19 protein-coding genes are annotated in these 17,801 nt (G+C 65.2%); 12 read left to right on the forward strand and 7 right to left on the reverse strand.

Annotation, left to right across the window (positions count from 1 at the left end):
- Nucleotides 1-20: 20 nt before the first annotated feature.
- The 3 genes from WI560_RS20850 to WI560_RS20860 all read right to left on the reverse strand — a co-directional run bounded on the left by WI560_RS20850 (nucleotide 21) and on the right by WI560_RS20860 (nucleotide 1,921).
- Nucleotides 21-827: a xanthine dehydrogenase family protein subunit M gene (locus WI560_RS20850; protein WP_257175371.1), complete on the reverse strand. Its 807-nt coding sequence runs from the start codon at nucleotides 825-827 to the stop codon at nucleotides 21-23.
- Between the two features lie 27 nt (nucleotides 828-854).
- Nucleotides 855-1,340 (reverse strand): (2Fe-2S)-binding protein, encoded by a 486-nt coding sequence (locus WI560_RS20855; protein WP_028137319.1) that lies wholly within the window; start codon nucleotides 1,338-1,340, stop codon nucleotides 855-857.
- Nucleotides 1,341-1,474: 134 nt separating this feature from the next.
- A complete protein-coding gene (locus WI560_RS20860) occupies nucleotides 1,475-1,921 on the reverse strand; it encodes a carbon monoxide dehydrogenase subunit G (protein WP_028137320.1) in 447 nt (148 codons plus the stop codon).
- Between the two features lie 172 nt (nucleotides 1,922-2,093).
- Between WI560_RS20860 and WI560_RS20865 the strand changes: the two genes are divergently transcribed.
- The 3 genes from WI560_RS20865 to WI560_RS20875 all read left to right on the forward strand — a co-directional run bounded on the left by WI560_RS20865 (nucleotide 2,094) and on the right by WI560_RS20875 (nucleotide 4,778).
- On the forward strand, nucleotides 2,094-3,449 hold the full coding sequence (locus WI560_RS20865; RefSeq protein WP_375304667.1) for a 3-carboxy-cis,cis-muconate cycloisomerase: 1,356 nt from the start codon (nucleotides 2,094-2,096) through the stop codon (nucleotides 3,447-3,449).
- Between the two features lie 28 nt (nucleotides 3,450-3,477).
- On the forward strand, nucleotides 3,478-4,260 hold the full coding sequence (gene pcaD, locus WI560_RS20870; RefSeq protein ID WP_375304668.1) for a 3-oxoadipate enol-lactonase: 783 nt from the start codon (nucleotides 3,478-3,480) through the stop codon (nucleotides 4,258-4,260).
- Nucleotides 4,261-4,385: 125 nt separating this feature from the next.
- Entirely contained in the window at nucleotides 4,386-4,778 is a 393-nt protein-coding gene (locus tag WI560_RS20875) for a carboxymuconolactone decarboxylase family protein (RefSeq protein ID WP_128920868.1), read from the forward strand.
- On the opposite strand, the gene WI560_RS20880 is transcribed toward WI560_RS20875, so the two are convergent.
- Nucleotides 4,740-5,279 (reverse strand): hypothetical protein, encoded by a 540-nt coding sequence (locus WI560_RS20880; RefSeq protein ID WP_257175375.1) that lies wholly within the window; start codon nucleotides 5,277-5,279, stop codon nucleotides 4,740-4,742. The two genes, WI560_RS20875 and WI560_RS20880, sit on opposite strands and share 39 nt — an antisense overlap.
- A 275-nt stretch (nucleotides 5,280-5,554) precedes the next feature.
- Nucleotides 5,555-5,725, reverse strand: coding sequence for a hypothetical protein (locus WI560_RS20885; RefSeq protein ID WP_164718993.1), 171 nt, complete (start codon nucleotides 5,723-5,725; stop codon nucleotides 5,555-5,557).
- A 280-nt stretch (nucleotides 5,726-6,005) separates the two neighbouring features.
- Between WI560_RS20885 and WI560_RS20890 the strand changes: the two genes are divergently transcribed.
- The 5 genes from WI560_RS20890 (at nucleotide 6,006) to WI560_RS20910 (ending at nucleotide 11,102) form a co-directional block, all read left to right on the forward strand.
- Nucleotides 6,006-6,923, forward strand: coding sequence for a branched-chain amino acid ABC transporter permease (locus WI560_RS20890; protein ID WP_028137325.1), 918 nt, complete (start codon nucleotides 6,006-6,008; stop codon nucleotides 6,921-6,923).
- A gap of 27 nt (nucleotides 6,924-6,950) precedes the next feature.
- Nucleotides 6,951-8,252: a high-affinity branched-chain amino acid ABC transporter permease LivM gene (gene livM / locus WI560_RS20895; protein ID WP_375304669.1), complete on the forward strand. Its 1,302-nt coding sequence runs from the start codon at nucleotides 6,951-6,953 to the stop codon at nucleotides 8,250-8,252.
- Nucleotides 8,249-9,082 (forward strand): ABC transporter ATP-binding protein, encoded by an 834-nt coding sequence (locus tag WI560_RS20900; RefSeq protein WP_375304670.1) that lies wholly within the window; start codon nucleotides 8,249-8,251, stop codon nucleotides 9,080-9,082. The genes livM and WI560_RS20900 overlap by 4 nt, the downstream gene beginning before the upstream one ends.
- Entirely contained in the window at nucleotides 9,079-9,822 is a 744-nt protein-coding gene (locus WI560_RS20905; RefSeq protein ID WP_375159682.1) for an ABC transporter ATP-binding protein, read from the forward strand. Before WI560_RS20900 ends, WI560_RS20905 begins: the two co-directional genes overlap by 4 nt.
- Before the next feature lie 161 nt (nucleotides 9,823-9,983).
- Nucleotides 9,984-11,102, forward strand: coding sequence for a branched-chain amino acid ABC transporter substrate-binding protein (locus tag WI560_RS20910; RefSeq protein WP_375304671.1), 1,119 nt, complete (start codon nucleotides 9,984-9,986; stop codon nucleotides 11,100-11,102).
- A gap of 83 nt (nucleotides 11,103-11,185) precedes the next feature.
- On the opposite strand, the gene WI560_RS20915 is transcribed toward WI560_RS20910, so the two are convergent.
- Nucleotides 11,186-11,572 carry a response regulator gene (locus WI560_RS20915; protein ID WP_375304672.1) on the reverse strand — a complete coding sequence of 129 codons (387 nt, stop codon included), beginning with the start codon at nucleotides 11,570-11,572 and terminating at the stop codon, nucleotides 11,186-11,188.
- A 236-nt stretch (nucleotides 11,573-11,808) separates the two neighbouring features.
- Between WI560_RS20915 and WI560_RS20920 the strand changes: the two genes are divergently transcribed.
- The 3 genes from WI560_RS20920 to WI560_RS20930 all read left to right on the forward strand — a co-directional run bounded on the left by WI560_RS20920 (nucleotide 11,809) and on the right by WI560_RS20930 (nucleotide 16,032).
- The gene (locus WI560_RS20920) at nucleotides 11,809-14,616 is read left to right on the forward strand and encodes a PAS domain S-box protein (RefSeq protein WP_375304673.1); all 2,808 of its coding nucleotides are present in this window, start codon (nucleotides 11,809-11,811) and stop codon (nucleotides 14,614-14,616) included.
- Nucleotides 14,617-14,673: 57 nt separating this feature from the next.
- On the forward strand, nucleotides 14,674-15,669 hold the full coding sequence (locus WI560_RS20925; protein WP_375304674.1) for a P1 family peptidase: 996 nt from the start codon (nucleotides 14,674-14,676) through the stop codon (nucleotides 15,667-15,669).
- A gap of 150 nt (nucleotides 15,670-15,819) precedes the next feature.
- Nucleotides 15,820-16,032: a KTSC domain-containing protein gene (locus WI560_RS20930; RefSeq protein ID WP_375304675.1), complete on the forward strand. Its 213-nt coding sequence runs from the start codon at nucleotides 15,820-15,822 to the stop codon at nucleotides 16,030-16,032.
- 13 nt (nucleotides 16,033-16,045) lie between these two features.
- Here WI560_RS20930 and WI560_RS20935 read toward each other — a convergent pair whose 3' ends face one another.
- Nucleotides 16,046-16,834, reverse strand: a complete 789-nt coding sequence (locus tag WI560_RS20935; protein ID WP_375304676.1) for an EF-hand domain-containing protein — start codon at nucleotides 16,832-16,834, stop codon at nucleotides 16,046-16,048.
- A 251-nt stretch (nucleotides 16,835-17,085) separates the two neighbouring features.
- Here WI560_RS20935 and rpe point away from each other — a divergent pair, with 251 nt between their 5' ends.
- Nucleotides 17,086-17,787 (forward strand): ribulose-phosphate 3-epimerase, encoded by a 702-nt coding sequence (gene rpe / locus WI560_RS20940; RefSeq protein ID WP_375304677.1) that lies wholly within the window; start codon nucleotides 17,086-17,088, stop codon nucleotides 17,785-17,787.
- Nucleotides 17,788-17,801: the final 14 nt, after the last annotated feature.

The raw sequence follows: 17,801 nt of genomic DNA on the forward strand, positions 1-17,801 counted from the left end.
CGGGCCCGTCGGTCGCCCGCTCATTCCTTGGCGTTGGCTGCATCGACGGCGCGCCGTGTCAGCACGCCGATGAGATGCGCGCGGTATTCGGCGCTGCCGTGGATGTCGCTGTTGAGGCCTTCCGCCGGCACGTTGATGCCGTCGAGCACCTTGGACGAGAAGCGCTTCTTGAGGGCTTCCTCGAACGCCTCGACGCGGAATACGCCTTCGGAGCCGGCGCCGGTTACGGCCACCCGCACGTCCGACGGACGTCGCGCCACGAACACGCCGACCAGCGCATAGCGCGAGGCCTGGTTGCGAAACTTGATGTAGGCCGCCTTCTTCGGCAGCGGGAACATCACCTTGGTGATGATCTCGTCGGCTTCGAGCGCGGTCGTGAACAGGCCCTGGAAATATTCTTCGGCCTTGAGGCGGCGCTTGTTGGTGACGATGGTCGCGCCCAGCGCGAGCACCGCGGCCGGATAGTCCGCGGTCGGATCGTTGTTGGCGAGCGAGCCGCCGATCGTGCCCTTGTGGCGCACGGCCGGATCGCCGATCTGGCTGGCCAGATTGGCCAGCGCCGGGATCGCCTCACCGACGATCGCGGAGGCTGCGACCTCGGCGTGCTTGGCGGTGGCGCCGATCACCAGCGAGCGGCCCTTCATCTCGATCGTGTTGAGCCCCTCGATATGGGAGAGGTCGACCAGATGCGGCGGGCTCGCCAGGCGCTGCTTCATGACGGGAATCAGCGTGTGGCCGCCGGCGATCACCTTGGCGTCTTCGTTCTTCACCAGGAGGTTCGCGGCCTGCCGAACGGTCCCGGGGCGATGATATTTGAATTCGTACATCTGAATGTCCTGATCGCGGGATGTGCGTTACGCGAGGTCGGATTTCGCCATCGCCTTGGCGCCGGCGGAGATCGAGGCGACGATGTTCTGGTAGCCGGTGCAGCGGCAGAGATTGCCTTCCAGTTCTTCCCGGATCGTATGGTCGTCGAGCTCGTGGCCCTTGCGATGCACGATGTCGATCGCGGTCATGATCATGCCCGGCGTGCAGAAGCCGCACTGCAGGCCATGATGCTCGCGGAAGGCTTCCTGCATCGGATGCAGCGGCGCCCCGTCGGCGGCCAGCCCCTCGATCGTCTTGACCTCGTGGCCGTCGGCCATCACCGCAAGCGTGGTGCAGGACTTCACGGCCTTGCCGTCGAGATGCACGACGCAGGCGCCGCATTGCGAGGTATCGCAGCCGACATGGGTGCCCGTCAGCTTCAGATTCTCGCGCAGGAACTGCACCAGAAGCGTGCGGGGATCGACATTGGCCGTGACTGGATTGCCGTTCACGATGAGGGAGATTTTTGCCATAAGCACTCTCTATCAGCGCCCCGACGGGTCCCATCGAAGCGGTTCTTATAATTATTCCAACCCATCATATGGGCCATTATGCCCGGGGGCAACATCGCCCCGGGCGCAAGGCGCCATGCCGAAGGCGATGACCTTCAGCTCTGTACGGCCTTGGCGAAGTTCGCGAAAAACTCGTCGGCAAGCTTCTTGGCGGCGCCGTTGATGAGGCGCTGGCCGAGCTGCGCCAACTTGCCGCCGATCTGCGCCTCGACGTCGTAGGAAAGCAGCGTGCCGCCGTCCTTCTCCGCCAGCCTGACCGCAGCGCCGCCCTTGGCGAAGCCGGCGACCCCGCCCTCGCCCTCACCCGAGATCTTGTAGCCGTTCGGCGGGTCGAGATCGGACAGCGTGACCTTGCCCTTGAAGCGCGCCGACACCGGGCCGACCTTCATTTTCGCCGTTGCACGAAAGCCGCCATCGTCGGTCTTCTCGAGCTCCTCGCAGCCGGGGATGCAGGCCTTCAGCACCTCAGGATCGTTGAGCTTGGCCCAAACGGCCTCGCGCGGCGCCGCAAGCTGGACTTCGCCGTTCATCGTCATGGCCATGAGAGTGCCTCCCGGATCGCGTAACTATAGTGCTGATCAAGTAACGCAGGGACGCGGCAAAGGAAAGGGCGGCGCTCGGTCAAGTGCAATGCATATTCGCAACTGCAAAAAGGCCCGTGCGGGTGGTTGGGGATTGGCATGACCGGGCCATGATGATTAGGTCGCGCGCAACATGAGCACATCCCTCTCCCTCCTGCTCGCACCGATGCTGTCGAGCGCTGCCATGCGCGCGGTCTGCGACGACCGGTCGACGCTGCAGAACATGCTTGATTTCGAGGCAGCCCTGGCACGCGCCGAGGCCGCCACGGATGTGATTCCGGCATCCGCCGTGGGGCCGATCGAGGCCGCCTGCAAGGCCGATTCCTTCGACATGGCCGCGCTGGCAGAGGCCGCCACACGCTCGGGCAATCTTGCGATTCCCTTGATCAAGACCCTGACCGCCAATGTCGGCAAGGCCGACAAGGACGCCGCGCGCTACGTGCATTGGGGCGCCACCAGCCAGGATGTCATCGATACCGCCACCATGCTCACGCTTCGCGCCGGCATTGATGCGCTGGACGCCGACCTCGGCCGCGCCATCAAGGGCTTTGCCGCACTGGCGCGCCACCATCGCAACACTGCGATGGTGGCACGGACCTGGCTCCAGCACGCGCTGCCGATGCCGTTCGGCCTCAAGGCCGCCGGCTATGCCTCAAGCCTCGCCCGCGCCCGCTGCCGCCTAAGGCGGCTCCGCCGCGAGGGCCTCGCGCTGCAATTCGGCGGCGCCGCCGGCACGCTCGCGGCCCTCGGCGACAAGGGCCTGGCCGTGGCGGAACGCCTCGCGCGGGAGCTCGGCCTGCCGCTGCCGGAAGCGCCCTGGCACACCCATCGTGACCGGATCGCGGAGGCCGCTTCCTGCTTCGCCATTCTGGCCGGAAGCTGCGGCAAGATCGCGCGCGATGTCGCGCTGCTGATGCAGACTGACGTCGCCGAAGCCTTCGAGCCGGCCGGCGAAGGCCGCGGCGGCTCCTCGACCATGCCGCACAAGCGCAACCCGGTCGCCGCCGCAAGCGCGCTCGGCGCCGCCACGATGGCCCCGCAGCTTGCCGCGACGATCTTCGCGGCTCAGGTGCAGGACCACGAGCGCAGCGCCGGTCCCTGGCATGCGGAATGGCCGACGCTGCCGCAATTGATGCTGGTCACTTCGGGCGCGCTGTCCGCCATCGTCGACATCGCGGAAGGCCTCGATGTCGACGCCGCGCGCATGCGCAGCAATCTTGATGCGACGCATGGGCTGATCATGGCGGAGGCGGTCACCTTCGCGCTGGCGGAGAAGATCGGCAAGAGCGAGGCGCATCACCTCGTCGAGGCCGCCAGCAAGCGCGCGGTCGCCGAAAAGAAGCATCTGCGCGAGGTGCTCTCGGCCGATTCGCAGGTCAATGCGCAGCTTTCGCCGGAAAAAATAGCGGCATTGTTCGAGCCGATGGCCTATCAAGGGGCTTCCCAAGCCCTGATCGACCGGCTGCTCGACAGCCTCGACCGCGAATAAGAACCGCAAGATACGACGGAGACGCCGCATGCCCATGATCGATGCCGACGGATGCCTGCTCAACGTCTCCGTCGAGGGCCGTGACGGCGGGCCGACCTTGATGCTGTCCAACTCGCTCGGCTGCACGCTTCAGATGTGGGAGCCGCAGATGAAGGCGCTGACGCAGCTGTTCCGCGTCATCCGCTACGACCGCCGCGGCCACGGCAAGTCGAGCGTGCCGCCCGGCCCTTATTCGATGGAGCGCTTCGGCCGCGATGTGCTGGCGATCCTCGACGATCTCAACATCGAGAAGGTGCATTGGTGCGGCCTGTCGATGGGCGGCATGGTCGGGCAATGGCTGGGCGCCAACGCGCCGGAGCGTTTCGGCAAGCTCATCCTGGCCAATACGTCCTGCTATTATCCCGATCCAACTAATTGGCATAACCGCATCAAGGCGGTGAAGGAGGGTGGCATCGCCGCCGTCGCCGATGCCGTGATCGCGGGCTGGCTGACGCAGGATTTTCGCGAGCGCGAGCCTGACATCACCGCGAGGATGAAGTCGATGCTGCTCGCCTCGCCTGTCGAAGGTTATCTGGCCTGCTGCGAGGCGCTGTCGACGCTCGACCAGCGCGAGCTGCTGCCCAAGATCAAGAGCCCGACGCTGGTGATCGCCGGCCGCCACGACGTGGCGACGCCGATCTCGGCGGGCGAATTGATCCGCTCTAAGATTCCCGGCGCGAGCATGACCATCATCGACGCCGCGCACATTTCCAACGTTGAGCAGCCGCACGCCTTCACAGACGCCGTGGTGGGCTTTTTGACGCAACGCTAGTCATTCACTGTCATTCCGGGGGCGATGCGCAGCATCGAACCCGGAATCTCGATCCGCATTCATCACGTCGAGATTCCGGGTTCGCCTCTTCGAGGCGCCCCGGAATGACCGATCGGAGAAACACCATGGACGACCAGAAGCGCCGCGATGCCGGCATGAACGTGCGCCGCAAGGTGCTGGGCAATGCCTGGGTCGACAAGTCGATCGCGAACCGCAACGCCTTCAACACCGATTTCCAGGACATGATCACGCGCTATGCCTGGGGCGAGATCTGGACGCGGCCACATTTCGACGAGCGAACGCGGCGGGTGCTGGTGATCGGCACCATGGTCGCGCTCGGGCAATGGGACGAATTCCGCCTGCACGTGCGGGCGGCGCTTGCCGAAGGCGGCTTCACGCCCGACGACATCAAGGAGATCCTGCTGCAGCAGGCGATCTATTGCGGCGTGCCGGCCGTGAACCACGCCGTCAAGGAAGCCTCAGCGATTGTGCAGGAGCTCGGCCTGCTCAAGCCCTAAGGGCGCCGCGGTCTCGACGGTCTTCTGCTGAACGGTCTTGGGCGCGGCCTCGGGCCGTTCGATCACCACCACGATGGCGGCACCGAGCAGGAGCAACAGCTCGGTGGCGTGAAGCCGGAGCGCCGCCATCTCGCCGACCTTCGAAGCCATGATCATGCTGGCAAACGAAATCAGGCTGCCGATCGCCAGGGCGATGCCGAGCGCCTCGTCGCTGCCGCCGTTCTTGCGGATCCGAGGAATGCAGAGCAGCACGAGATAGATCGCAAAGAACGCCACGACCGTCAGCCGGCCCAGCGCCAGCAGCCAGGCGGCGCGCACCGTGTCCATGCCGGCCATCTGGAGATGGTCGCTGAGGTAAAGCGCAACCGCGACGCTCGGCCGCTCGTAGAGGCCGTGCACCGGTGCGACGATGATATTGAAGACGACAAGGGCCCAGACCGGGATGAAATAGGCCGCCAGCAGCGCGCCGTTGACCGAGCCGATCCGCCAATTCCTGAACATGCCGCTTCCCGCCTCGCCTGCCGTTCGCCTTCAATCAAAGGCTTGCGGGGAGCTAACTCGCATCAGACTGTGGCGGCAATTTAAACCCTTTGTTTACCTTAACTGGCCTCGCCGAGGCGGCCATTCCGGGCAGTCGAAGCCGCAATCTCGAGATTCCGGGCTCGGCTCTGCGAGCCGCCCCGGAATGACGACGCTGGAAGGCGGCCACAAAAAGGCCCCGCCTTTCGGCGGGGCCCTCGTCGCCCTCTTGTTATTCCTCGGCTCACCCAAGCGCACTATTCCTGGTCGCGCTGACCGCCCTGCTGGCCGGGACGATCGCCCTGGCGCATCGGGTCGTTCTGCTGCTGCTGTCCGGGTTTCTGACCGCCGCCCTGCTGCTGCCCGGGGCGCTGCTGGCCGGGGTTCTGACTCTGCTGGCCCGGATTCTGGTTCTGCTGCTTCGTCATTCGGGGAACTCCCTTTGTTGGACGTCAGAGACGAGACAACGGCCGCCGCCAAGTTAGGTTGCCGGCGGAACCCGATTTCTCGCACCTGCGGAACCCATCGGAAGCCAAATGACCTCTGTACAAGACCTGCTGCCATCGCGTGAGCTGTTGCAGCCGTCAGTTCCCTCCTGTTACAAAACGTGCAGAATGCTAAGCGGCTGCCGGGGCCCAAGAAAACCATCTCCAACCCACTCTCCCAAGAGCTCGCTTTGAGCCCGCCTCAGGTTTGGTACGGCAGCCCATGGATTATTTCGCCCAACAGCTCATCAACGGTCTCGTCCTGGGCTCGATCTACGGCCTGATCGCCATCGGCTATACGATGGTCTACGGCATCGTCGGCATGATCAACTTCGCCCATGGCGACGTCTTCATGATCGGCGGCTTCATCGCGCTGATCACCTTCCTTCTTCTGGTCTCGACCGGCCTGACCGCGGTCCCGGTGATCCTGCTTGTCGTCATCCTGGTCTCGATGGCGATCACGGCCCTATATGGGTGGACCATCGAGCGCATCGCCTACCGTCCACTGCGCCACTCCTTCCGCCTCGCCCCGATGCTGTCGGCGATCGGCATGTCCTTCGTGCTGACCAATTATTCGCAGGTGGCGCAAGGCGCGCGGGTGAAGCCGGTGCCGCCGGTGATCACCGGCGGCTACACGCTGCATGAGAGCGCCGATGGCTTCGTGATCCAGCTCTCCAACATCCAGATCGTGGTGGTCATCACCACGATCGTGCTGCTGGCGATCTTCACCTGGCTGGTGTCGCGCACCCGGCTGGGGCGCGACATGCGCGCCTGCGAGCAGGACCAGACCATGGCGGCGCTGCTCGGCGTCGACGTCGACCGCACCATCTCCATGACCTTCGTGATCGGTGCCGCGCTCGCCGCCGTCGCGGGTCTGATGTACCTGCTTTATTACGGCCTCGTCGACTTCTTCATGGGCTTCGTCGCCGGCATCAAGGCGTTCACCGCCGCCGTGCTCGGCGGCATCGGCTCGCTGCCCGGCGCCATGCTCGGCGGCCTCGCGATCGGCCTGATCGAGACGTTCTGGTCGGCCTATTTCTCGGTCGAATACAAGGACGTCGCGGCGTTCTCGATCCTGATCGTGGTGCTGATCTTCATGCCGACCGGCCTGCTCGGTCGTCCCGAAGTCGAAAAAGTCTGACGGTCGCGCGTGGCAACTTCCTCACCCATGACTGCCAAACCTGCAACGGGCATCGCCTCCATCCTGAAGACGGCTTTCGTCAACGCTCTGATCGCGCTGGTGTTGTTCTCGTTGATGGTCGGCATCCGCACCGAGGCGGGCGCCTCCGGCCAGCTCACTTATTGGACACGCTTCGGGGAGCTCGCTTCCCTCGTCGCCGCCGTGTTCGGCGGCTCGATCGTGATCGAGCTGCTGCGGCAATGGATCGGCCCGACCGGCGCCGAGAAGCTGGTGCCGCCGGCGGTGCAGAGCGGCATGTCTTTCATCGGCCGCTACCTCGCGCCGGCGCTCCTGATCTTCACCGTGCTGGTGCCGGTGATCTTCTATGACCAGCGCTACATCCTCGACCTTGCGATCCTCGTGCTCACCTACGTCATGCTGGGCTGGGGCTTGAACGTCGTGGTCGGGCTCGCCGGCCTGCTCGATCTCGGCTACGTCGCCTTCTATGCGGTCGGCGCCTATTCCTATGGGCTGCTTGCGACCAATTTCGACTGGTCGTTCTGGATCTGCCTGCCGCTCGCCGGCATCCTCGCGGCGTTCTGGGGCGTCCTTCTCGGCTTCCCCGTGCTGCGCCTGCGCGGCGACTATCTCGCCATCGTGACGCTCGCCTTCGGCGAGATCATCCGCCTCGTCATCATCAACTGGCAGGAGCTCACCGGCGGCCCCAACGGCGTCTCCGGCATTCCCCGTCCTACGTTCTTCGGCATCCCGCTCGACAACAGCGACGACGGCCTCGCCGCCAGGCTCGGCATCGAATATTCGCCGACGCACCGCATCATCTTCCTGTTCTACCTGATCCTGGCGCTTGCGCTGCTCACCAACTGGGCGACGATCCGCCTGCGCCGCCTGCCGATCGGACGGGCCTGGGAAGCCTTGCGCGAGGACGAGGTCGCCTGCCGCGCGCTCGGCATCAACACCACCACCACCAAGCTGACGGCGTTCGCGACCGGCGCCATGTTCGGCGGCTTCGCCGGCGCGTTCTTCGCCACCCGCCAGGGCTTCATCAGCCCGGAATCCTTCACCTTCCAGGAATCGGCGCTGGTGCTGGCCATCGTCGTGCTCGGCGGCATGGGCTCGCAGCTCGGCGTCGCGCTCGCCGCGCTCGCCATGATCGGCGGCTTCGAATTGTTCCGCGGCCTCGAGACCTACCGCATGCTGGTGTTCGGCATGGCCATGGTGCTGATCATGATCTGGCGGCCGCGCGGCCTGGTCGGCCATCGCGCGCCCACCGTCTATCTGACCAAGGCGAAAGCGATCTCCTCCGACCTCGTCAAGGAAGGGCACGGATGAGCGGCGACAAGATTCTCAGCATCGATCGGCTCGCCATGCGCTTCGGCGGCATCGTTGCCGTGCAGGACCTGTCTTTCGCCGCCGAGCGGAAGAAGATCACCGCGCTGATCGGGCCGAACGGCGCCGGCAAGACCACCGTGTTCAACTGTATCACCGGCTTCTACAAACCCAGCAGTGGGACCATCCGTCTCACCCACGACGACGGCAAGACGATCGCACTGGAGCGGCTGAGCGATTTTCGCATCGCCAAGCAGGCCAAGGTCGCACGCACCTTCCAGAACATCCGGCTGTTTCCCGGCATGACCGCGCTGGAGAACCTGATGGTGGCGCAGCACAACGCGCTGATGCGCGCCTCCGGATTCACCCTGCTCGGCCTGCTCGGCGTTCCCGCCTACCGTGACGCCGAACAACGCGCCATCGACCTCGCCACCGACTGGCTCAAGCGGGTCAAGCTGATCGACCGCGCCGACGATGCCGCCGGCAATTTCGCCTATGGCGACCAGCGCCGGCTCGAGATCGCGCGCGCAATGTGCACCGAGCCCGCGCTTTTGTGCCTGGACGAGCCCGCCGCCGGTCTCAACGCGCGCGAGAGCGCGGCCTTGAGCGAGCTGCTGCTCTCGATCCGCGACGAACTCGGCACCTCGATCCTGCTGATCGAGCACGATATGTCGGTGGTGATGGAGATCTCCGACCACATCGTGGTGATGGACCACGGCGTCAAGATCGCGGAAGGCACGCCGCGCGAGATCCGCGACGATCCCAAGGTGATCGCGGCCTATCTCGGCGCCGACGAGGAAGAGGCGGCAGCCGTGATGGAGGCCGGATCGTGACGCCGGCGCCCTCTCCTCTGCTCGCGATCCGGGGCCTGCGCGCCGCCTACGGCAAGATCGAGGCGCTGAAGGGCGTCGACGTCGATATCGATGCCGGCGAGATCGTGGCGCTGATCGGCGCCAACGGCGCCGGCAAGTCGACGCTGATGATGACGATCTTCGGCAAGCCGCGCGCCCGGGCCGGCCAGATCCTGTATGAAGGCCGCGACATCACCAACGTCCCGACCCACGAGATCGCGCATCTGCGCATCGCGCAATCGCCGGAGGGCCGCCGCATCTTCCCGCGCATGAGCGTGGCGGAAAACCTCCAGATGGGGGCGGACGCCACCGAATGCACCGAGGCCGAACGCGAGGCGACGCTCCAGCGCGTCTTCACGCTGTTTCCACGGCTGAAGGAACGATACGACCAGCGCGGCGGCACCCTCTCCGGCGGCGAGCAACAGATGCTGGCGATCGGCCGCGCCCTGATGAGCCGTCCGCGCCTGCTCCTGCTCGACGAACCTTCGCTGGGCCTCGCACCGCTGATCGCGCGCCAGATCTTCGATGCGATCCGCACCCTGAACCGACAGGATGGCCTCACCGTCCTGATCGTCGAGCAGAACGCCAACCATGCCCTCAAGCTCGCCCATCGCGGCTATGTCATGGTCAATGGCCTGATCACGCTGGCCGGCACCGGCGCCGAATTGTTGCAGCGCCCTGAGATTCGCGCCGCCTATCTGGAAGGCGGCCGGCACGGCTGACCGAGCCGCACGCGCTCCCGCGTGCGGCCGAATGTGGCGAGATATCTGCGCCAATGCCCGTATTTTGCCGGTGACTTCTCCGGAAATTCATTCAAGAATGGCGCCGGTTTGGACCGGGCCTGCCCGGCAACTTCCACAGGCGACCACCCGCGAGGTATCTCATGAAATCACTGAAGCTCATCGGTCTGGCATTCGGCGTATCGATCGCGCTGTCGAGCGCGGCGTTCGCGCAGGATGTCACCATCGCAGTCGCAGGTCCGATGACCGGCGGCGAGTCCGCCTTCGGCCGCCAGATGAAGAACGGCGCCGAAATGGCCGTGACCGATATCAATGCCGCCGGCGGCGTCAACGGCAAGAAGCTCGCGCTTTCCGTCGAGGATGACGCCTGCGACCCGAAGCAGGCGCGCTCGATCGCCGAAAAGATCGCCGGCGCGAAGATCCCGTTCGTGGCCGGGCATTATTGCTCGTCGTCGTCGATCCCGGCCTCGGAGGCCTATGCCGACGGCAACGTGCTCCAGATCACGCCGGCCTCGACCAACCCGCTGTTCACCGAACGCAAGCTCTGGAACGTGGCGCGCGTTTGCGGCCGTGACGATCAGCAGGGCCTGATCGCGGCGCAGTACATCGCCAAGAACTACAAGGGCAAGAACATCGCGATCCTCAACGACAAGACCACCTACGGCAAGGGTCTTGCCGACGAGACCAAGAAGGCGCTCAACAAGGCCGGCGTCACCGAGAAGATGTACGAGTCCTACAATAAGGGCGACAAGGACTTCAACGCGATCGTCTCGCGCTTGAAGCGCGACAACATCGACCTCGTCTATGTCGGCGGGTACCATCAGGAGAGCGGCCTGATCCTGCGTCAGATGCGCGACCAGGGCCTCAAGACCGTGCTGATGGCCGGCGACGCGCTCGCCGACAAGGAGTACGCCTCCATCACCGGCCCGGCCGGCGAAGGCACGCTGTTCACCTTCGGTCCCGATCCGCGCAACAAGCCGACCGCAAAGAAGATCGTCGAGGCTTTCAAGGCCAAGAATATCGATCCGGAGGGCTACACCCTCTACACCTATGCGGCGATGCAGGTGTGGTCGCAGGCGGCCAAGAAAGCCGGCACCACCGACGCCAAGAAGGTCATGGAAGCGATGAAGGCCGGCAAGTGGGACACCGTGATCGGCCCGATCGAGTATGACTCCAAGGGCGACATCAAGCAGATCGACTACGTCGTCTACAAGTGGGACGCCAAGGGCGGCTACGCCGAGATCAAAGGCAACGGCACCTGAAGGCGGCTCCGGGGCTCAAACCTCGCATGCGAACCTCACCAACGCCCCGGCTTGCCCGGGGCGTTTTTCTTTGTGCGGCAGGATCAGACGGCTGCGGGCAGCTCGCCGGCGGCCGTGGCCTGGGCCTTGCGAAGCGCTTGCAGGAGATCGTTCGGCCGAAACGGCTTTTGCAGGCAGATCACGTTGGCGAGGTGGGGCGCTTCTTCCATGAAGTCCAGCGCCGTCATTCCGGACACCGCTACAACGGGCAGCCCCGGCGCACATTCGCGCAGGGCCGCGATGACGTCGACGCCGCTGATGTCACCGAGAAAGATATCGACGATCGCCGCGTCGAACGGACCTTCAGCGAAGGCCTTCAGCCCGGCCGCGCCGCTGTCGGCCTCGGCAACCTCGTAATGGTTGACCCGAAGCACGATCGCGACCATCGCACGCACATCCTTCTGGTCGTCGATGATGAGAACGCGAGACATGGGAACAACTCCCGCAGATCAATCAAATCGTATGTTTCAAGCCTGGAACCCGGGACCGTGGCGGGGCATTATGACACCGCGCAGTAAAGCGCATCTTACCCGATCCCTATTCCGCGTTCCCACCCAAGTTAGGTAAGCTGTAACCCTCGGTTGAGTCGGCGCTGCATCGGTTCACAACCCGGGCCCGGAACGGGCTACCGTGGAGGTCAAGGCTGCCAGATCTTGGAACTGCGGAGATGCTCAACACGGGTCTGCACGAGATGAACGCGCCTGCGATCGACCGAAGCACATTTCTTTCCACTCTCCCGGCCACCTCAACCGACCGCAGCGCGGCTCTGTGGATCGTCGGCGTGTCCTCGATCCTGTTCGCGTTGGCCGTGCCGTTCGCCGGTATCCCGTTGCCGCCGATTCCGGCCTTCGTCGCCAGCTATCAATCCGCCCTGGCTGTGAGCGACATCATCACGGCGGTGCTGCTGCTGTCGCAGTTTTCGGTGTTGCGGACCCGTGCGCTGCTGTGGCTGTCGACCGGCTATCTCTTCACCGCCGCGGCGGCGCTGGCCCACGCCCTTACCTTCCCCGGCCTGTTCACCCCGACCGGACTGTTCGGCGCGGGCAGCCAGACCACCGTCTGGCTCTACATGATCTGGCACGGCGTCTTCCCGCTGCTCGTGCTCGGCTATGCCTGGCAGAAGGAAAAGGACGGCGGCCCCACGATCAAGGGCCCGACCAGCAACGCGATCTGCGCCATGGCGCTCGGCGTCATCGCGGCCATGGCTGCCTTTACCTGGATCGTCACAGCCCAGCACGATTTGCTGCCGGTGCTGCTCCGCGACGGCCGTTACACGGCGACCATGATCGGGGTCGTGTCCTTCGTGTGGTCGCTGAGCTTCGCCGCGCTCGTTTCGCTGTGGTTCCGCCGCCCGCATTCCGTGATCGACGTCTGGCTCATGGTCGTGATGTGCGCATGGCTGTTCGACATCGCGCTGTCTGCGATCGTCAACGTCGCGCGCTTCGATCTCGGTTTCTACGCCGGCCGTCTCTACGGCCTATGCGCGTCGAGCTTCGTGCTCGCGGTGCTGCTGATCGAGAATGTCCGCCTTCAGGTGCACACCGTCGGCCTCGTCGGCAGGCTGCGCCAGCAATCGGCCTCGGAACGCGATTACTACGGCAAGCGCCTCGCGCTGTACGGCGCCGTCGTGGAATCCTCCAACGACGCCATCATCACAAAGACGCTCGACGGCATCATCACCGGCTGGAACAAGGCCGCCGAGCATCTGTTCGGCTATTCCGCCGCGGAGGCGGTCGGAAGGTCGATCGACATCATCGTGCCGCCGGACCGCAAGCACGAAGTCAGGAGCATCCTCAACCGGATCGCCGGCAACGAGTCGATCGCCCAGCACGAGACGGTGCGGATTCGGAAGGATGGCCGCGCGCTCGACGTCGTCCTGAATGTTTCGCCATTGAGATCGGACAACGGAGAGATCATCGGGGCCTCCAAGATCGCCCATGACATCACGGAGGAGAAGGAGGCGCGCGAGAAGCTGCGCCGCGAGACCGAGGAGCGCCGGCGCATCTTCGAGACCTCGCAGGACCTGATCCTGGTCACCGACGGTTTCGGCAATTTCGTCCAGGTCAGCCCGAGCGTGAAGGACATCCTCGGCTTCACCCCCGAAGACATGATCGGGCACAGCGCGACCGAGTTCATCCATCCTGACGACCTCGAGAAGACGCGGGAGGAGATGCGGGCGGCACGGCGCGGCGCGGTCAAGCGCAGCTTCGAGGCGCGCTACTATCACTACGACGGTCACGAGGTCACGTTGAACTGGATGGGCACCTGGTCCGAGCCCGTGAAGCGCCATTTCTTCATCGGCCGGGATCTCACGGAGAAGCAGGCCGCCGAAGCCCAGTTCCGGCACGTCCAGAAGATGGACTCGATCGGCCAGCTGACCGGCGGTGTCGCCCACGATTTCAACAACGTGCTGACCGTCATCACCGGCACGATCGGCATCCTGGCCGACGCGGTCGCCGACCGCCCCGAGCTGGCTGCGATCACCAAGCTGATCGACGACGCCGCCGAGCGCGGCGCGCAGCTAACCAAGCATCTGCTGGCCTTCGCCCGCAAGCAGCCGCTCCAGCCCCGCGAAATCGACGTCAACGCGCTGGCGCTCGAAGCCGCCAAGCTGTTGCACCCCACCCTGGGCGAGCAGATCACCATCGTGCCGCAGCTCACCGAGGATGCCTGGCCGACGCTGGTCGATCCCGGCCAGTTGTCCACCGCGATCCTCAATCTCGCGCTGAACGCCCGTGACGCCATGCCCGAGGGCGGCACGCTGGTGCTGGAGACCCGCAACATCTTCCTCGACGACGGCTATGCCAGCATGAACCCCGACGTCGTCGCCGGCAATTACGTGATGATCGCGGTCAGCGACACCGGCTCCGGAATCCCGCCGGAGCTGATCGACCGCGTGTTCGACCCGTTCTTCACCACCAAGGAGGTCGGCAAGGGCACCGGGCTGGGCTTGAGCATGGTGTTCGGCTTCGTCAAGCAATCCGGCGGCCACATCAAGATCTACAGCGAGCAGGGCCACGGCACGAGCGTGAAGATCTACCTGCCGCGCTCGAGCGGCGTGCAGGAGAGCGAGTTCGAGGCGCTGCAGAATGTGCCCGTCACCGGCGGCAACGAGAAGATCCTGATCGTCGAGGACGATGCGCTGGTGCGGCAATATGTGGTGACCCAGGTCAAGAGCCTCGGTTACACCGCGCTCGAGGCCGCCAACGGCGCCGAGGCCCTGACCATCCTCGACAACAACAAGACCATCGACCTGCTCTTCACCGACATCATCATGCCGGGCAACATGAACGGCCGTCAGCTGGCCGACGAAGCCGTCCGCCGCCGCCCCGACCTGAAGACCCTGTTCACCTCGGGCTATACCGAGAATGCCATCGTCCATCACGGCCGGCTCGATTCCGGTGTGCTGCTGCTGGCAAAGCCCTACCGCAAGACCGAACTCGCCAAGATGCTCAGGACGGCACTGGCGAGTTGAGCCTGCGGCATCCCTGCGCTATCGCAAGGCGAGCTCCTTTCAGCGCGCGAGGCCATCTTGAAGAATCTGCTCACCGACATTGCCGGGGTCCGCGTCGGCCATGCCGAGGACGCCAAACTCGCCAGCGGCACCACCGCGATCATCTTCGATTCCCCCGCTGTCGCCGCGATCGACGTGCGCGGCGGCGGTCCCGGCACGCGCGAGGACGCCCTGCTCGATCTCGCCAACACCGTCGAGCGGGTCGATGCGATCGCGCTGTCCGGCGGCTCCGCTTTCGGCCTCGATGCCGGTGGCGGCGTCCAGGCCTGGCTCGCCGAGCAAAGGCGCGGCTTCAAGGTTCGCGAAGCCCTGATCCCGATCGTGCCGGGCGCGATCCTGTTCGATCTGCTCAACGGCGGTGACAAGGCCTGGGGCCGCTTCTCGCCCTATCGCGACCTTGGCTATGCCGCGGCCGCTGCCGCCGGCACCGACTTCGCGCTCGGCAGCGTCGGCGCTGGCCTCGGCGCTACCACCGCGACGTTCAAGGGCGGGCTCGGCTCGGCTTCGGCGGCGACTCCTGATGGCGTGAAGGTCGCGGCGATCGTCGCCGTCAACGCGGTGGGCACCGTTACCGTCGGCGACGGGCCGTGGTTCTGGGCGGCGCCGTTCGAGCTCGGCGGCGAATTCGGCGGCCGCGGCCTGCCTGACACGTTCACCGACGACATGCTTCGCATGCGCATCAAGGGCGGTCCCGCGGCAAGCGCGCGCGAAAACACCACCATCGGGGCCGTCGTCACCGACGCGGTGCTGACCAAACCCCAGGCCAAGCGCCTGGCGATGATCGCGCACACCGGCTTTGCCCGCGCCATCTATCCGGTGCACGCACCGACCGATGGCGACGTGCTGTTTGCGGCGGCGACCGGGGAGAAGCCAATCGAGCCGCTGATCGGCCTCACCGAGCTCGGCACCGTCGCCGCCAACGTGGTCGCACGCGCGATTGGCCGCGCCGTGTACAGCGCGACCGCGCTGCCGTTCCCGGGGGCGCAGCCGGCGTGGAAGGACAGATTCGGCTGAAGCATGATCCGGAAAAGTGCGCAGCGGTTTTCCGGAAAGACCATGCGCAAACAACAACCTGAAGCGCGGTGACGTGCATCCAAAGCTCTTCGCGCTTTGGAAACGAAACGACTGATGCGGCGTTACCCCGGCGGCCTCAGGTGTGCTGCCATGCCGTCATCCGTGATCAGGTTCTTCCGCTATGCGCCCGACACGCGGGAGCTGAAGGTGACTTTCGTCAGCGGACGCCTCTATGTCTATGAGGACGTTCCGCCCGAGGTTGCCGCAGCGTTCCGGCAAGCGCGCTCAAAGGGCGCGTTCTTCAACCACGAAATCCGTGACCGCTACGTCTATCGTGACATCACGCACGAATATGCCGGCTGATCGCGGATGCCGCTCAGACACTCATCGACATCGACGAACCGGCCGCCGCCGAAGAGCCCTGGCCCTGGCCGCCCTGCTGCTGCATCAACTGCGCGAACAGATCATAGGCCGAATTGCGGGGGCTGGAGGGGCCCGGCACCGTCGTCGACATCTTGAAGCCGTCGGCATAGGTGACGGTGGTGGTGGTCGAGCCGTCGGCAGCAATCGTCGTCGTCGAGGTCGATCCGCCGACGGACTTCGACGATGAATCCGATCCATCGCCCGAGCCGCCGGCACTCTCCGCGTGATGGTGGCCGTGGTGACCGCTCTTCAGGGCCTTCGACATCTCGTCGAGACTGACGTTGCCGTCGGAATTCGCATCGAGCTTGGAGAACACGTCATCGGCCTTCGCGAGGTTGGTTCCGCCAGCCCCCAGTGCGTCCTCGAACTCGGACTTGGTGATGTTGCCGTCGCCATCCGCATCGATCTGCGAGAACAGATCCTTGAGTGCAGCGTCCCGGCCTTTCGACGTCGCGTTCGACGACGTCGAGGTCGCCACGCTGCTACCGTCGGACGATTGGCTTTGTGCCGCGATCAGCGCGCTCATCGTTTCCGGCGAAATCTGTGCGCAATTGCCCGAATTGACCGATGAGGTCGCGCCGCTGGTCGTATTGCTGCTGCCGCTGTCGATCGCGAATGGGTTGGTCGCGCCCTGCGCCGATCCCGTCTTGTGCGTCGACGAGGACGATTTCGAGTTCGTCAGCGACTGAATCGCGTCGAGTGCGCTCGATACGGCCCCGACGGCCCCAAGGGCAAACAACATTGCACAACTCCAACCGATGCGGCATGCCGCGGCCAATGTTCTGCAGGTGTCGGCAGCAAGCGTCGTGCCAGCGCAAAAAGTTCAATGAAATCCGGCTACGCGGCGCCCTGGACGGCCGGGGAACACCGGCAATTCGTGCCGGCCGCGGCAGAATTTTCCGCCCACAGCAAGCACGCCTGTCCTGCATTGCCCGCCATGGAGGCCCATGTTAGGCGAGGCCATCTTTCACGGCCGCACCGGGAAACCGCGCCATGACCCAAGCCTTTACCCCCCGCCCGCTGGCCATCGCGCCCTCGATTCTGGCCTCGGATTTCTCCAGGCTCGGCGAGGAGGTGCGTGCCGTCGACGCCGCCGGCGCCGACTGGATCCATCTCGACGTGATGGACGGGCACTTCGTTCCCAACATTTCCTACGGCCCCGACATCATCAAGGCGATGCGCCCGCACACCAAGAAGGTGTTCGACGCGCATCTGATGATCTCGCCATGTGACCCCTATCTCGAAGCCTTTGCGAAAGCAGGCTGCGACCACATCACCGTGCATGCGGAGGCCGGCCCCCATCTGCACCGCTCGCTGCAGGCGATCCGCGCGCTCGGCAAGAAGGCCGGCGTCTCGCTCAATCCAGGCACGCCGGTCAGCGCGCTCGAATACGTGCTCGATCTCGTCGACCTCGTGCTGGTGATGTCGGTCAATCCCGGCTTCGGCGGCCAGGCCTTCATTCCCTTGGCGATCGGAAAGATCCGCGATATCCGCGCGATGACGGCGGGGCGCCCGATCGACATCGAGGTCGATGGCGGGGTCGGCCCCGACGTCGCCGGCGCGCTCGCTGCGGCCGGTGCCAACGCCTTCGTCGCCGGCACATCCGTATTCCGGGGCGGCACGCAGGATGCCTACAAGGCCAACATCGCCGCGATCCGCAACGCGGCGCTAGGGGCCCGCGGCGAAGCGATTTGAGAACCATTCGCGGG

Origin of the sequence: Bradyrhizobium sp. A11, assembly GCF_042077125.1 — a bacterium.
Lineage (GTDB): Bacteria > Pseudomonadota > Alphaproteobacteria > Rhizobiales > Xanthobacteraceae > Bradyrhizobium > Bradyrhizobium japonicum_B.

What these genes read in the sequence shown, in the direction of transcription:
- WI560_RS20890 (WP_028137325.1), top strand. Translation starts at nt 6,006, where the DNA reads ATGGATTATTTCGCCCAACAGCTCATCAACGGTCTCGTCCTGGGCTCG.
- livM (WP_375304669.1), top strand. Translation starts at nt 6,951, where the DNA reads ATGACTGCCAAACCTGCAACGGGCATCGCCTCCATCCTGAAGACGGCT.
- WI560_RS20935 (WP_375304676.1), bottom strand. Translation starts at nt 16,834, where the DNA reads ATGTTGTTTGCCCTTGGGGCCGTCGGGGCCGTATCGAGCGCACTCGAC.
- WI560_RS20865 (WP_375304667.1), top strand. Translation starts at nt 2,094, where the DNA reads ATGAGCACATCCCTCTCCCTCCTGCTCGCACCGATGCTGTCGAGCGCT.
- WI560_RS20930 (WP_375304675.1), top strand. Translation starts at nt 15,820, where the DNA reads ATGCCGTCATCCGTGATCAGGTTCTTCCGCTATGCGCCCGACACGCGG.
- WI560_RS20850 (WP_257175371.1), bottom strand. Translation starts at nt 827, where the DNA reads ATGTACGAATTCAAATATCATCGCCCCGGGACCGTTCGGCAGGCCGCG.
- rpe (WP_375304677.1), top strand. Translation starts at nt 17,086, where the DNA reads ATGACCCAAGCCTTTACCCCCCGCCCGCTGGCCATCGCGCCCTCGATT.
- WI560_RS20860 (WP_028137320.1), bottom strand. Translation starts at nt 1,921, where the DNA reads ATGGCCATGACGATGAACGGCGAAGTCCAGCTTGCGGCGCCGCGCGAG.
- WI560_RS20915 (WP_375304672.1), bottom strand. Translation starts at nt 11,572, where the DNA reads ATGTCTCGCGTTCTCATCATCGACGACCAGAAGGATGTGCGTGCGATG.
- WI560_RS20885 (WP_164718993.1), bottom strand. Translation starts at nt 5,725, where the DNA reads ATGACGAAGCAGCAGAACCAGAATCCGGGCCAGCAGAGTCAGAACCCC.
- WI560_RS20880 (WP_257175375.1), bottom strand. Translation starts at nt 5,279, where the DNA reads ATGTTCAGGAATTGGCGGATCGGCTCGGTCAACGGCGCGCTGCTGGCG.
- WI560_RS20900 (WP_375304670.1), top strand. Translation starts at nt 8,249, where the DNA reads ATGAGCGGCGACAAGATTCTCAGCATCGATCGGCTCGCCATGCGCTTC.
- WI560_RS20855 (WP_028137319.1), bottom strand. Translation starts at nt 1,340, where the DNA reads ATGGCAAAAATCTCCCTCATCGTGAACGGCAATCCAGTCACGGCCAAT.
- WI560_RS20875 (WP_128920868.1), top strand. Translation starts at nt 4,386, where the DNA reads ATGGACGACCAGAAGCGCCGCGATGCCGGCATGAACGTGCGCCGCAAG.
- WI560_RS20920 (WP_375304673.1), top strand. Translation starts at nt 11,809, where the DNA reads ATGCTCAACACGGGTCTGCACGAGATGAACGCGCCTGCGATCGACCGA.
- pcaD (WP_375304668.1), top strand. Translation starts at nt 3,478, where the DNA reads ATGCCCATGATCGATGCCGACGGATGCCTGCTCAACGTCTCCGTCGAG.
- WI560_RS20910 (WP_375304671.1), top strand. Translation starts at nt 9,984, where the DNA reads ATGAAATCACTGAAGCTCATCGGTCTGGCATTCGGCGTATCGATCGCG.